The organism is Serratia sp. CY38905, from assembly GCF_052168875.1.
GTDB lineage: Bacteria > Pseudomonadota > Gammaproteobacteria > Enterobacterales > Enterobacteriaceae > Serratia > Serratia sarumanii.
In genome coordinates, this window is record NZ_JBJNLV010000009.1 from 1 (window position 1) to 12727 (window position 12727).

The 12727-nt window shown below is 63.0% G+C and carries 10 protein-coding genes; 5 read left to right on the forward strand and 5 right to left on the reverse strand.

Annotation, left to right across the window (positions count from 1 at the left end):
• Both ACJ8MK_RS17885 and ACJ8MK_RS17890 read right to left on the reverse strand, forming a co-directional pair.
• Positions 1-4309 (reverse strand): RHS repeat-associated core domain-containing protein (locus ACJ8MK_RS17885; RefSeq protein ID WP_442517948.1); only part of this gene is annotated, 4309 nt, incomplete at its 3' end.
• A gap of 31 nt (positions 4310-4340) precedes the next feature.
• A complete protein-coding gene (locus tag ACJ8MK_RS17890; RefSeq protein ID WP_041035031.1) occupies positions 4341-4772 on the reverse strand; it encodes a DcrB-related protein in 432 nt (143 codons plus the stop codon).
• 234 nt (positions 4773-5006) lie between these two features.
• On the opposite strand from ACJ8MK_RS17890, the gene ACJ8MK_RS17895 reads away from it, so the two are divergent.
• Positions 5007-6008, forward strand: a complete 1002-nt coding sequence (locus ACJ8MK_RS17895) for an alpha/beta fold hydrolase (RefSeq protein ID WP_442517949.1) — start codon at positions 5007-5009, stop codon at positions 6006-6008.
• 69 nt (positions 6009-6077) lie between these two features.
• A complete protein-coding gene (locus ACJ8MK_RS17900) occupies positions 6078-6728 on the forward strand; it encodes a dihydrofolate reductase family protein (protein ID WP_033655260.1) in 651 nt (216 codons plus the stop codon).
• A 43-nt stretch (positions 6729-6771) separates the two neighbouring features.
• Here the strand turns inward: ACJ8MK_RS17900 and ACJ8MK_RS17905 are convergent, their stop codons facing one another.
• On the reverse strand, positions 6772-8388 hold the full coding sequence (locus ACJ8MK_RS17905; protein ID WP_103774020.1) for a serralysin family metalloprotease: 1617 nt from the start codon (positions 8386-8388) through the stop codon (positions 6772-6774).
• Positions 8389-8798: 410 nt separating this feature from the next.
• Here ACJ8MK_RS17905 and ACJ8MK_RS17910 point away from each other — a divergent pair, with 410 nt between their 5' ends.
• A complete protein-coding gene (locus ACJ8MK_RS17910; RefSeq protein WP_033648487.1) occupies positions 8799-9152 on the forward strand; it encodes an AprI/Inh family metalloprotease inhibitor in 354 nt (117 codons plus the stop codon).
• A 4-nt stretch (positions 9153-9156) separates the two neighbouring features.
• Here the strand turns inward: ACJ8MK_RS17910 and ACJ8MK_RS17915 are convergent, their stop codons facing one another.
• Entirely contained in the window at positions 9157-9678 is a 522-nt protein-coding gene (locus ACJ8MK_RS17915; protein WP_033655286.1) for a chromate transporter, read from the reverse strand.
• Complete coding sequence (locus ACJ8MK_RS17920; RefSeq protein ID WP_103774019.1) at positions 9675-10241, reverse strand: chromate transporter; 567 nt, start codon at positions 10239-10241, stop codon at positions 9675-9677. The genes ACJ8MK_RS17915 and ACJ8MK_RS17920 overlap by 4 nt, the downstream gene beginning before the upstream one ends.
• 103 nt (positions 10242-10344) lie before the next feature.
• On the opposite strand from ACJ8MK_RS17920, the gene ACJ8MK_RS17925 reads away from it, so the two are divergent.
• Positions 10345-11256, forward strand: coding sequence for a LysR family transcriptional regulator (locus ACJ8MK_RS17925; protein ID WP_060452975.1), 912 nt, complete (start codon positions 10345-10347; stop codon positions 11254-11256).
• A gap of 287 nt (positions 11257-11543) precedes the next feature.
• Positions 11544-12713, forward strand: a complete 1170-nt coding sequence (locus ACJ8MK_RS17930) for a cupin domain-containing protein (RefSeq protein WP_442517950.1) — start codon at positions 11544-11546, stop codon at positions 12711-12713.
• Positions 12714-12727 lie beyond the last annotated feature (14 nt).

Below are 12727 nucleotides of genomic sequence, written 5' to 3' on the forward strand. Positions count from 1 at the left end.
ACTTACATCCTGATTTGTATTTATTAAATGTTGTTGCTGCTTTATCACTATATATTGCAAATTGGGAACCACCAGCCCTAGGTTTACCCCCTCTCCTGAAATCTTTTAAATTCAATAGCATAGGGCCACTCACGGCATCATATGAATGTGCAAGAGTTCCTGCTCTAGCCTTCGTGACAAACTCAGCCCACTCTGCATTTGCTGAACCAAACGTTTTAATATTAAGTTTGGCTAATTCTGAATTTGGCACATCAAATTGAGTTATAGACATATTTCGGTCGGTTCTCATCTGAGCCCACCTTTCCGCTTGAGCTCTATCAGTCGTAACATAGAATCCACCTTTGCCTGCTGGATCAAAGTCTTTTAGTCCGTTTCCGTAAGAAGGGTCTATTGCTCCTTTAATATCACCAGCATGATAGAATGTCGTTACATCCTCATTTGTCAACCCCAACGGATCCACCCACATCAGCGGGTTCGGCGCATACTGATAAAGGTTCAACCCGCCTTCCAACCCTATCGGATCCTGCGTGGTGAAACGCCCCACCTCGGGTTCGTAGTAGCGGAACAGGTTGTAGTGCAGGCCGCTTTCGTCGTCCTGATATTGCCCGGCGTAGCGCAGCGGCTGCTGATATTGCGCGCCCTGCCGCTTCGCCGCGCCGGCCACCGTCTGGCCCTGCAGCTTGCCGAAGGTGTCGTATTGCCCGGACCAGCACAGGTTGCCCGCCGCGTCGGTCACCTCCAGCGGCGCGCTGTTCAGATCGGTGTGATACCAGTAAATATCCGCCGAGCGGCTGTCGCCCGCCTGCTCCAGCGCCGCCAGCGGGCTCCACGGGCTGGCCGGATCGTAGCTCCAGCTGCGGCGGCTGCCGTCGTCGCGCTGCTCCTGCAGCAACCGGTAACCCTGCCACAGGAAACGAGTCGTCTGTTCGGTTTTGCCCTTGTAGCGCACCGCCTTGCGGCTGCGGCGGCCCAGCGCATCGTAATGATACTGCGCCTCGAACTCGCCCTGCGGGCCGCGGCCATGCGCCTGCACCAGTCGATTGTCAGCGTCGTAGCGGTAGTGCTGTTCATACAGGCCGTTGCGCCGGCTGATCAGGTTGCCCCAGGCGTCGTAACGGTAAAACAGTTTTTGCCAGTGCGTCAGGCGGTTATCGACAATCGGCGCCAGCGGCAGGTGCGCGTCGATGTCGCTCTGCGGGCTGCGCTCGCCCAGCAGGTTATCCGCCAAATCGTACACCAGCCGTGCGCCCGGTTTGCCCTGATTGGGCTCGCGGTGTTGCAGCAGGCGGCCTTCGGCGTCGTAACCGTAGTGCACTTCGCCGCGCAGCGCGTCGCTCACTCCGGCCAGCTCGCCGCGGCCGGTATAGCGATAAGCGCGCCACAGCACGCCGTCTTCCGGCCGGGTCAGTTTGTCGTGGCCGAAGGCGCTGCTCTGCCAACTGCGGCGGCCCATGGCGTCGTAACGCCGCTGCTGCTGCAGCGCGCCCTGGCTGCGGCCGGTTTCCCGGTGCAGGCGATCGCGGGTGAACTCGCTCACCACCTGCTGGTTGAATTTGATGGCGCTGGCGTGGCCGGAGCCGTAATACAGCCACTGCAGGCGATCGCCCTGCGGCAGCGTCAGCGCCTGCAGGTTGGCCAGCGCATCCCACTGGTATTGCAGCTCGCCGTTCACGCCCTGCTCGCCGAGCAGCCGCCCGGCGGCGTCATAGCGCATCTGCACGCTGTCCGGCTCGATGCCCAGCGCCGCACCGCTCACCGTCGGCAGGCGGTTCAGCTCGCGCAGCCGTCCCATGGCGTCGAAGCGGTAATGCCATTCCGCGCTGGCGTTGCCGCGCCAGACCAGTTGCCCCGCCTCGTCGAAGCGGAAGCGCTGTTCGCGTTGCGTCAGCTCACCCGCGCTGCCCGGCAGGCCGACCTCGCGGTGCTCCTCCAACAGCCCGGCCGCGCCGTAGCGATAATAGTGGCGGGTGTCGTCCGGGCGCTCTTCGGCCAGCACGCGGCCCACCGCATCGTAGCTGAAGCGGTATTCGCCGCCGTTGCCGTTCTCCAGCCGCGTCAGCCAGCCCTGCGGGCTGTAGTGATAGCACCGGGTGCGGTTAATGCGGTCGGTGATGCTGACCGGCAGCCCCAGGGCGTTGTACTGCCAGCGGGTCAGGCTGCCCAGCGCGTCCTGATGTTCTGCCAGCTGGCCGTGCGCATTCCAGTTAAAGCGCTCTTCGCCGCCGTCCGGGTGGATCAGGGTGTGCAGGCGCCCGCCGTTATCCCACCAGTAGCGCGTCTGGTGGCCTTCGGCATCGGTCTGCGCCGTCAGTTGCCCCAGCGCATCGTAGGTATAAGCCGTCACGCTGCCGGAACAGTCGGTGTAGCGCGTCAGCTGGCCGCGGGCGTCCCACTCCAGCTTCACTTCCCCGCCCAGCGCGTCGATCACGCCGGCCGGCAGGCTCTCTTCGTCATCCGGATAGCGGTACAGCGTGGCATTGCCCAGCGCATCGACATAGCGCGTCGGGCGCCCCAGCGTATCCCAGTGCTGCGCTTCGCTGCTGCCGTCCGGGTACGCGACGGCGAACAGCCGGCCGCTGTTGCGCGAATATTGATAGCGAGTGACGCGGCCGAGCGGATCGGTCTCCGACAGCAGGCGGCCGTAAGGATCCCATTCGCTCTGGCGCTGCGCGCCGCCGGGCAGCAGCACGCTGCACAGTTCGCCGCGTTGGTAGATAAAACCGTAGCGGCGCTGATCGAAGTCGGTGTACTGCGCCACGTTGTCGTCGTCATCCAGCCGCCACTCCGCCCGTTTGCCGTCGCCGCGCACCGCGCTGCGGCGCCCACCGGCGAAGTCATAACCGAACTCCAGCGATTCTCCGGCGCTGTTGCGGTAGGCCGTCACGCGCGGCACACCGTCGATCTCTTGCCATTGGTATTCGTTCAGCAGCCCGGCGGCGTCCTGGTGGCTGATCATCAGGCCGTCGCGCCAGCCAAAGCGGCGCGTCACCTCACCGGCGCGGTTGCTGACCGTCGTCAGTTGGCCCTGCTCATCGTAATCGTAGCGCGCCAGCGTCCGTTCGCCTTCGGCGGTTTGCAGCGCCACTTCGCGCAGGCGGCCCTGCGCATAGCGGCACATCAGGCGCTGCCCGGCGCTGTCCACCAGTTCGCTCAGCAGCCCCTCGTCGTCGTAAAACAGCGAGGTGGCGTTGCCGATGGCGTCGGTGATCATGCTGAGCCGGCTCGGCTGATCGCCCGCCAGCGGCGGGTAATGGAAAATCTGTTCGCCGACGTCAAACAGCTGCCAGCTGCCGTCGTCGTTGTGCATCAGCCAGCATTTTTCGGCTTCGCAGTAGGTTTTGTGGCCGCGCGGCACCCTGGGGAAAGCGACGAAGTCACCGGAAGGCGCGCGCCACACCAGGCCGTCCTGATACGGCTGCAGGCTGCTCTCCCAGAACAGGTTCCAGCCGCGGCCCAGTACGCCGTCGCCGGGGTTGCCGCTGCGCCAATAGCGCTGCCAGGCGACCGGCAGGCGCGAAGGCAGCACGAAATCGAGATCGTCTTCGCCGTCGAGGAATTTCTGGCCGCTGACGATATCCACCGGCCGGGCGATAATGCCGACGGCGGCGGTGGCGGTCATCAGGGTGCCGGCGCGGCAGGCGATGCGCGCCAGCTTGTTGATGCCGGGCAGCTTGCCCAGCAGTTTGCCGAGCGCCCCCAGCTTGCCGGCGGCGCCGCCCACGCCGCCCACCAGGCCGGCGAACAGCAGCGTCAGGTCAGAGACCTTGTACAGCCAATCCGGCACTTCGGGCTTGATCGGCAAGGTGGTGACGGTGCCGCCGCCGATAAACACGTTGGGCGAACCTTCCATCACCTGCGCGTCGCAGTTGGTTTTGTCCCCCACGCGCGAGGCGGGCTGGCCGTTGATGCTGACCTTGTCGGAGCCCTGTGCCATCTGCATGCTCGGGCCGTCGTCGCTGCAGGTCACCTGGCTGTTGGTGGCGAGCGCGGCGGGTTTGCCGTTGATGAAGACGTTGGGGGAGCCGGTGACGATATTGCCTTTGGGGGTCAGGCTACCGGCGCCGGCGTCGGCAATGCCGTCGCGCGCCGCGGTGGCCGCCTCCCCGGTGAGATACCCCACCGCCAGACTGGCGCCGATGAGCAGCACGCCGACGCCGATACAGGAAGCCGCCAGGCCGGCGACGAACAGCGCACCCGCCGCCACCGCGCCTGCGGCGGCGATCAGGCCGCCGACAATCGTGCCGGCAATCATGCCGGCCAGGGCATGGGAATGCCCGATGGTATCGCCGACGCGAGCCGCTTCGGTCATCGTAAGATCCTTTTACGCAAAGAGTTCATCGTTAGGCCGCACGGTAGCTGCTCAGCACCTGCTGCAGCAGCGCGTCGTCTTGCGGCGTCAGCTTGCGCGCCATCGCCAGAGTGAACACCAGCACCCGGCCCTCCGCCAGCGCGAACACCGCCTGGTTTTGCCAGATGCGCTTGCCGTCGCGCAGGTAGCTGGCGCGCACCCATTCACCGGCGGTTAATCCATCGCCCAGCGTCGCCGGCTCGCGGCTTTTGAACGCCCAGCCTTTCAGCCCCTGCGCCAGCGCATCGAGCTGGCGGGTGACGTAGCTTTCCAGGTTTTCCGCCGGCTGCAGCGCATCGCGGGAAATATTGATTGAGGGGGAAACATCATCGCCGGCCAACAGCACGTTGACGGTGCGATCGGCATAGCCTTCCGGCAAAGCGACGCTGCCTTCGCTGAAAGCGCAGCGGGATAAAGCGGACATGCGAGGATCCTTTTGCATAAATAATGCTTAAGCATCGCATAACTTAGCCTTGAAATAAAACCATCAGGCACCGCCAATGTTGCGCGGCGTGACCGCGTTCACTGTGTGCAAGGCCGTGGCCGGAACCTTGCCCGGGATCGGGCCGTAACATTACAGAATTATCTGAAACCATCGGCGCGCCGACGCCCTGATTGTGGCTATACTCGGCTATCGTCCGTTTTTCAGGAGATCAGGATGCTGAGATTCACCCGTCGCGCGCTGCTGTGCGCCACGCTGGCCGCGTTCCCCGCCGCCGCCGAAACGCCTAAGTTCGGCCCGGAGCTGCAGGGTTTTCACTACCCTTACCCGTTGCAGCAGTTCAGCTTCACCTCGCAGGGGCAGCCGTTAAAAATGGGCTATATGGACGTGCCGCCGGAAGGTGCCGCCAACGGCCGCACCGCGCTGTTGCTGCACGGTAAAAACTTCTGCGCCGCCACCTGGCAGGACACCATCAAGGCGCTGAGCAAGGCCGGTTACCGCGTCATCGCGCCGGATCAAATCGGCTTTTGCTCCTCCACCAAGCCGGCGCATTACCAGTACAGCTTCCAACAGCTGGCGCAAAACACCCACGGCCTGCTGCAGAACCTGAAAATCAGCCGGGCCATCGTCATCGGCCACTCCACCGGCGGCATGCTGGCCACGCGCTACAGCCTGATGTATCCGCAGGCAGTGGAGCAATTGGTCATGGTCAACCCGATCGGCCTCGAGGACTGGAAGGCGAAAGGCGTGCCGTGGCGCAGCGTCGATCAATGGTTCGAGCGCGAGCTGAACACCTCCGCCGAGGGCATCCGCAACTATGAGCAGCGCACCTACTACGGCGGCCGCTGGAAGCCGGAGTACGATCGCTGGGTGGATATGCTGGCCGGGCTGAACAACGGGCCGGGCCATCGCCTGGTGGCGTGGAACTCGGCTCTGATCTACGACATGATCTTCACCCAGCCGGTGTACTACGAGTTCAAGGATCTGCAAACCCCCACTACGCTGATGATCGGCACCGCCGACACTACCGCCATCGGCAGCGATATCGCCCCGCCGGCGGTCAAGGCCAGGATCGGCCACTACGCGGAGCTGGGCAAACAGGCGGCGAAGCTGATCCCGCACACCACGCTGATCGAGTTCGCCGGGCTGGGCCATGCGCCGCAAATGGAGGAGCCGGAGCGTTTCCATCAGGCGTTGCTCAAGGCGCTGCGGCCCTGAGCGGCCGGTTGGCGCAGCCGCCGCGCGGCGGCTAAACTTTCAGCTGGCACTCAACGGCAGGAGACAGCCATGCGACAGATTATTGCCAGCGCCTTCGTCAGCCTCGACGGCGTGATGCAGGCGCCCGGCGGGCAGGACGAAGACCGCAGCGGTGGCTTTCGCTTCGGCGGCTGGACAGCCCCCTACTGGGATGACGCCATTGCGGAAACGATGGGCGATCTTTTCTCTGCGCCGTTCGATCTGCTGCTGGGGCGGCGCACCTACGACATCTTCGCCGGCTACTGGCCGCAGATCACCGACGAGGCCGACCCGTTATCCGCCGATATCGCCCGCGTGTTCAATCAGGCCACCAAGTACGTCGCCACCCACCACGGCGAGACGCTGGCGTGGCAGAACAGCCAGTGGCTGGGGCGGGACATCCTCGCCCGGCTGCGCGAGCTGAAACGCGCGCAGGGGCCGGTACTGCTGGTGCAGGGCAGCAGCACGCTGATGCAACAGCTGCTGGCCAACGATCTGGTGGACGAACTGCGCCTGCTCACCTACCCGGTGCTGCTCGGCGGCGGCAAGCGGCTGTTCGATGACAACGCGGCGCCGGCGGCCTTCACGCTGGCTCAATCGGTGGTCTCGCCCGGCGGCGTGATCGTGGCCCACTACCGCCGCGCCGGCGCGGTGGCAACCGGCTCTTTCGTAGCGGAAAGCGCCGCGGTGGCCCAGCCGTAAAAAAAGGGCCGTTCGGCCCTTTTCTCTTTCCCCTGCATCGCCCTCAGGCAAACAGAATATCGCTCTGCTCCACCTGCCCAACCACGTGGATCTTGAAGTCGGCGGCATAGCTGTTGCTCTGGGTGTTCATCAACAGATCGGTGGTGCCGTTGAAGGCGTCGAAGTTGAGCTGGATCTCGCCTTTCTGGCCGCTGAAGGCGCTGCCGCTGTCGATAAAGCGCAGCTCGCTCAGGCTGTTGTTGAAGCGCAGGCCGGAGAGATCGATCTTGTCGATGCCGTGCTCGAAGTCTTCAATCACGTCGAACGCCGCCACCGTGGACTCTTTGGCATTGAGATAGACGAAATAGTCGGTGAAGTTGTTGGCATCTTTGCCGCCCCACAGATGATCCGCCCCCAGGCCGCCGTACAGGATGTCGGAGCCGGCGTTGCCCGCCAGCAGGTTGTCCTGATCGTTGCCGATGATCACATCGCGCCCGCTGCCGCCGATGGCGTTCTCGATGATCGCTCCGCGCGCGATGGCGACGTTCTGCGTGCCGCCGCCGACGCTGGAGAACGCGCCGTCGTTCAGGTTGATCATCTGCTGCTGGCTGTAGCCGGAGAAGTCCAGCGTGTCGTTGCCGCCGGCATCCCACACCGCGAAGTTGACCGGTTTGCCGTTGTCCGCCGTGGCGGTCAGGAAATCGCGCCCGGTGTTGGAGTTAAAGCCGTACACCGTGTCGCCGGTGCGGGTGTTCATGTTGGCGCCGTACAATTTTTGGATCGCGGCGATGTCATCCACCATCGGGCCATAGCCATACACCCCTTTGGTGTCGGCGCCGGTGTAACCGGCGTTGAAATAGCTCATGATCGAGTATTGCAGCGAATCCTGATAGTAAGCCGCGTCGTTCTGGTAGCTCGGGTTGCCCAACGAGGCGTCATAAGATCCCGGATGCGCCAGCCCCAGGGCATGCCCCAGCTCGTGGGTGAAGGTCTGGCTGCTGAAATCGCCGCTAACCGGCGCCTGATGGGTGGCGAAGTTCTTGTTGAACCACACCGTGCCGGCAAAGGCGTTATCACTGCCCGGTTTGGAGCTCGGCGGGTAATAGGCGTAAGCATTAATGGCATTCGGGCCGCTGCCCTCAGCGGTGCTGCCGTCGGCGCGCTGGGTGAAGTAGGCGAAGGTGATGTCCGCGCGATGGTTGATATCGGTGGACGCCGTTTCGGTAAAGGTCACGTTCGCCACGTCGGCCCAGGCCTGCATCGATTTCAGCGCCTGCGCCTGCGCCGCCTGGGTCAGCGGCTGCAGCCCCTTGTCGCCGTCGCCGGTCTGGCCGATGCGGTTCAGCGCGCTCTGCGTCAGGAAGGAATAGGTCAGCGCGATCGGCTGGTGATACACCTGGTCGCCGTTGTGCGTCAGGCCCGGCCGCGTCAGCTGGTCGGCGGCGCGATCGAAGCTGAAGTTATCGCGGATTTTACCCAGGTTGTTGATGGCTGCCCCACCGCGCTGGTTACTGTAGAGGTTGGCGTTGTCCAGCGTAAACAGCGCGCCGTAGCCCAATCCGTCATAGGGGCTGCCGGGCTGGTGATAGTAAAATTGATAGTTATGATCGTTGGGGGATGTGGCGGCCAGGCTGGTGAACTCATCATCATCTTGCAAAATGTCATTGTGGCGACTGCTCATTGCATTCTCCTTTTACACAATAGGAACCCACTCGCTTTGTAAGACTATTCATCAGTCGTTCTAATCTAAGCCAAGGCTTAGGAATGACCAGTATAGTGACTCACCCCGGCGGCGCGAGCCCGCCCCGCCTGGCTTCACCGTGCCGGGCATTGAGATGGAGATACTCGTAACAATTTGTATTCTCACTATATTAATGAGAAAAATAAGTGCATTAACGGGTTAATCATTCGTCTTTTTGCGCATTTTATCGCCGGTTAGATCAGAATAATCGAGGATTAAAAAACCTAATCCTTCCCTCATCATCACGGGGGTACGTGCTAAAGTGTGAATGGACAGCCGAAAGGAGTGACCCGATGCCAACCTTTTTTCTTATGCGCGCCTTGCGCCGCGCCAGCCTGACGGGAGTCGTTATGAGCGTATTGTGCAGCAGTGCCCTGGGCAGTTCACTGCCATTGCTGGAACCCGCCGCGCTGAAGGGCGACTGGCAGCTCGCCGCCATCGGCGACGGTAAAGCCGTCTGCGAGGTGCAGCTGAGCGACGAAGCGGTGGCCAACACCAACGCCTTCCGCTTCAGCGCCTCCGCCCAGTGCCTGCAGCCGCTGGCGCTGCAAACGTTGCCGGTCGCCTGGCGGCCGACGCCGGACGGCATGACGCTGACCGACGCCGAAGGCGGCATGGTGGCGTTTCTGGCCCTGACCGCGCCGAAGCGCTATGAGCTGATCGATCGCAACGGCCCTTCACGCTTTATGCTGATCCCGCGCTAATCCCTCAGGCGAACAGCAACCCGAGCAGCGCGCCGCCCGCCAGCACCCACAGCGGATGGAGGCGCTTGCTCATGCTCAATCCCGTCGCCAGCGCCACGATCGCCGCCAGCCGCCAGCTGGGCGCAGAAGCCTCGGCGATCAAGATGCCGCTGGCCGCCACCAGCCCCACGGTCAGCGGCACCAGCCCGGCCTGCACGATGCGGCGCCACGGGCGATCCTTAAAGCGCCGCCAGGCACCCATCACCAGCAGCGTAACGATGGAAGACGGCCCGAACTTGGCGACCGAAGAAACCAGCAGCCCCGCCCAACCGGCCACGTGCCAGCCGACCAGCGGCACGATCATCATGTTCGGCCCCGGCGCGGCCTGCGCCATGGCGAACAGCGCGCTGAACTCCTGGGCGCTCATCCACCGATGCACCTCCACCACCTGCCGCTGCATCTCCGGCAGAATGGTCATGCCGCCGCCGAACGCCAGCAGCGAGAGCTCGGTGAAGATCAGCGCCAGCGCAATTAAAACCCCGCTCATGACGGCCACCGCCACATCAGCAGAATGCTCAGCGGCGCCAGCATCAGCATGGTCGGCAACAGCGGCAGGCGCAGCCAGGCGATGGCGATCAATGCCAGCGCGACGATCGCCAGCGCCGGCCATTTACCGCGCAGCGGCAGCAGCATCTTGATCCCGGTCGACAGCAGCAGCCCGGCGGCAGCGGCGGCCAGCCCGGCGAACACATGCTGCACATGCGGATCGTTTTGGAAGCGGGCGTAGACCACGCCCAACCCCACCACGATCGCCGTCGGCGCGCTGATGAGGCCCAGCAAGGCGCACAGCGCGCCGCGCAACCCGCGAAATTCCATGCCCACCGCCACCGACAGGTTGATGACGTTGCCGCCGGGCAGGAACTGGCATAGCCCGAGCAGCTCGGTAAACTGTTCGCCGCTCAGCCAGCGCCGGCGCTCCACCAACATGCTGCGCGCCAGCGGCAGCACGCCGCCGAAGCCGATCAGCCCCAGCCACAGAAAGCCCACAAACAGCTCCGCGTTGCCCGGCGCTGCCGCCGGGTGCGGTTTTAACGTATTGATATCTGACATGACATTGCCATTCCACATCGCTTGTTTTGATGTCTGGTATCATGCGCGCCGCCGTGCCATGATGTCTAATGCATTCCTAAACAACTAAAGATACCTTTGAGGTATGGCAATGATCGAACTGCGTCGCCTGCGGGCGTTCGTCACCGTGGTGGAAGAAGGCAACATCACCCGCGCCGCCGAGCGGCTGTTTATCCAGCAGCCGCCGCTGACCCGCCTGCTGCAGGGGCTGGAAGACGAACTGGGCGTAACCTTGTTGCAGCGCCTGCCGCGCGGCGTGCGCGTCACCGAAGCGGGCGGCGTGCTGTTCGAAGAGGCCCGCGCCCTGCTGGCGCGCGCCGAACGCCTGCGCGAAGCGGTGCAGCGCGCCGCCCGCGGCGAGCAGGGCCACATCGCCATCGGCTTCACCAGCTCCGCCGCGCTGCACCCGTTCGTGCCCAACCTGCTGCGCCGCTACCGCGACATCCTGCCGGGCATCACCACCCAGCTGGAAGAAGCCGGCAGCGGCGAACTGATGGAGGCGTTGCTGGAACAGCGCCTCGACGCCGCCTTCGTGCGCTCGCCGGCCAACGGCATTCCCGGCCTGAGCGTGGAGCCGGTGCTCAGCGAGCCGATGATCGTCGCCCTGCCGCTGGGCCACCGGCTGGCGCATGAGACGCAGCAACCGCTGCCGCTGGCCGAACTGGCCCACGAAGCGTTTATTCTCTATCGCCGCCCGGCCGGCCAGGGGCTGTACGACGCCATCCTGGCCGCCTGCCACCGCGCCGGCTTCAGCCCACGCATCGTGCAGGAAGCGCCGCGCCTGCCGGCCACCCTCAGCCTGGTGGGCGCCGGGCTGGGGTTGTCAGTGGTGCCCGGCTCGATGCGGCGGCTGGGCGGCGACGGCATCGTCTACCGCACCCTCGCCGAAGAAGCGCAGCTCAGCGCCCCACTTTACCTGGCGCTGCGCCGCAGCCCGGCTTCGCCGATCGTCGAGCGCTTTCGTCAGCTGGTGCTGGAGACCGTGGCGCAGTCATAAAAAGCCCGAACGGCCAATAAAAAATGACGTTCGTTTATTATTTATTTAAACAGGTCAGCGACTAAAATTAATTCCACTTAATGACTATTCAACTTCAGATAAATTAATTAAACCTGCACTCACTTAGTAACAAACGCAAACAAATAAGCGCCTACGCAATACATTCCAGCCGCTAGGATTTAAGGGTCGCAGCCTATTTCGCCGATGACAAAACACCTTTTAAGAGCAATTTTGCCTTCCCCGCGCCTGCCTATTCAGACGCGCGGTTTTATATTGGAGAAAATGCTATGCTATCGCGTCGTGATATATTGAAAGTCTCCGCCGTCAGCGCGGCCGCCGCCGGCATGATCGGCGGCATCGTAAAAAATGCCACTGCCGACGATCATCGCAATATCGTCCCCCCCAGCAGCTATCAGCCGCCTGCCGATGCGCAGCATCTCTATAAATACAAATTCACCGACAGCAAGAAACGCAGCCTGCCCAGCGGCTGGGCGCGCGAAGCCACCGTCGAGCAATTTCCGATCTCCGAAGGCGTGGCGGGCGTGGACATGACGCTGGAGCCGGGCGGCGTGCGCGAGCTGCACTGGCACGCCATCGCCGCCGAATGGGCGTTTATGCTGGAAGGCCATGCTCGCATCACCATCCTCGATCCCGAGGGAAAATGCGAGGTGGCGGATTTCGGCCCCGGCGACGTGTGGTATTTCCCGAAAGGCTATGGCCATTCCATTCAGGCGCTGGCAGACGGCGCGCATTTTATTCTGGCGTTCGATAATGGGCACTTCTCCGAATTCGGTACCTTCAGCATTACCGATTGGGTGGCGCATATGCCGAAAGAGGTATTGGAAAAAAGCGTCAACATGCCGGCGGCGGTATTTTCCAAGGCCAAACAGGGCGAGGCCTATATTGTCGGCGGCGCCGTTCCGCCCACCTTGCCATTGCCGAAAAACGACGGCGGATTAAATAACGCCCCGCTGACCCACCGCTATGAATTAATGAAGCAAAAACCGTTCTTTGAAAATGACGCCGGCAGCGTCCATTTGGTGTCGTCGAAAGAATTTCCCATCTCAACCACCATGACCGGCATCATCGAGATCGTGAAACCCGGCGCGATCCGGGAATTGCACTGGCACCCCAATGCCAACGAATGGCAATACTATATTGCCGGTAAGGGCCGCATGACGGTGTTCAGCTCGCACGGCCACGCGCAGACGGAAGAGTACGCCCCTTCGGACGTCGGTTACGTGCCGCAGGGCTTCGGCCATTACATCGAGAACATCGGCGATGAGGATTTGAAGGTGCTGATCGTGATGGACAACGGCATTTATCAGGACATTTCGCTGTCCGACTGGCTGGCGAAAACCCCGGCCTACCTGCTGGCGGACAACTTCAATAACCAGGTTGAGGACTGGCAGGATAGACCGAAAGACAAGCGGGTCATGTCGCGCCGCAGCCGCTGACGCCACGGCGAGGG

What these genes read in the sequence shown, in the direction of transcription:
- ACJ8MK_RS17915 (WP_033655286.1), bottom strand. Translation starts at nt 9,678, where the DNA reads ATGAGCGGGGTTTTAATTGCGCTGGCGCTGATCTTCACCGAGCTCTCG.
- ACJ8MK_RS17910 (WP_033648487.1), top strand. Translation starts at nt 8,799, where the DNA reads ATGAGCGTATTGTGCAGCAGTGCCCTGGGCAGTTCACTGCCATTGCTG.
- ACJ8MK_RS17890 (WP_041035031.1), bottom strand. Translation starts at nt 4,772, where the DNA reads ATGTCCGCTTTATCCCGCTGCGCTTTCAGCGAAGGCAGCGTCGCTTTG.
- ACJ8MK_RS17905 (WP_103774020.1), bottom strand. Translation starts at nt 8,388, where the DNA reads ATGAGCAGTCGCCACAATGACATTTTGCAAGATGATGATGAGTTCACC.
- ACJ8MK_RS17895 (WP_442517949.1), top strand. Translation starts at nt 5,007, where the DNA reads ATGCTGAGATTCACCCGTCGCGCGCTGCTGTGCGCCACGCTGGCCGCG.
- ACJ8MK_RS17930 (WP_442517950.1), top strand. Translation starts at nt 11,544, where the DNA reads ATGCTATCGCGTCGTGATATATTGAAAGTCTCCGCCGTCAGCGCGGCC.
- ACJ8MK_RS17920 (WP_103774019.1), bottom strand. Translation starts at nt 10,241, where the DNA reads ATGTCAGATATCAATACGTTAAAACCGCACCCGGCGGCAGCGCCGGGC.
- ACJ8MK_RS17900 (WP_033655260.1), top strand. Translation starts at nt 6,078, where the DNA reads ATGCGACAGATTATTGCCAGCGCCTTCGTCAGCCTCGACGGCGTGATG.
- ACJ8MK_RS17925 (WP_060452975.1), top strand. Translation starts at nt 10,345, where the DNA reads ATGGCAATGATCGAACTGCGTCGCCTGCGGGCGTTCGTCACCGTGGTG.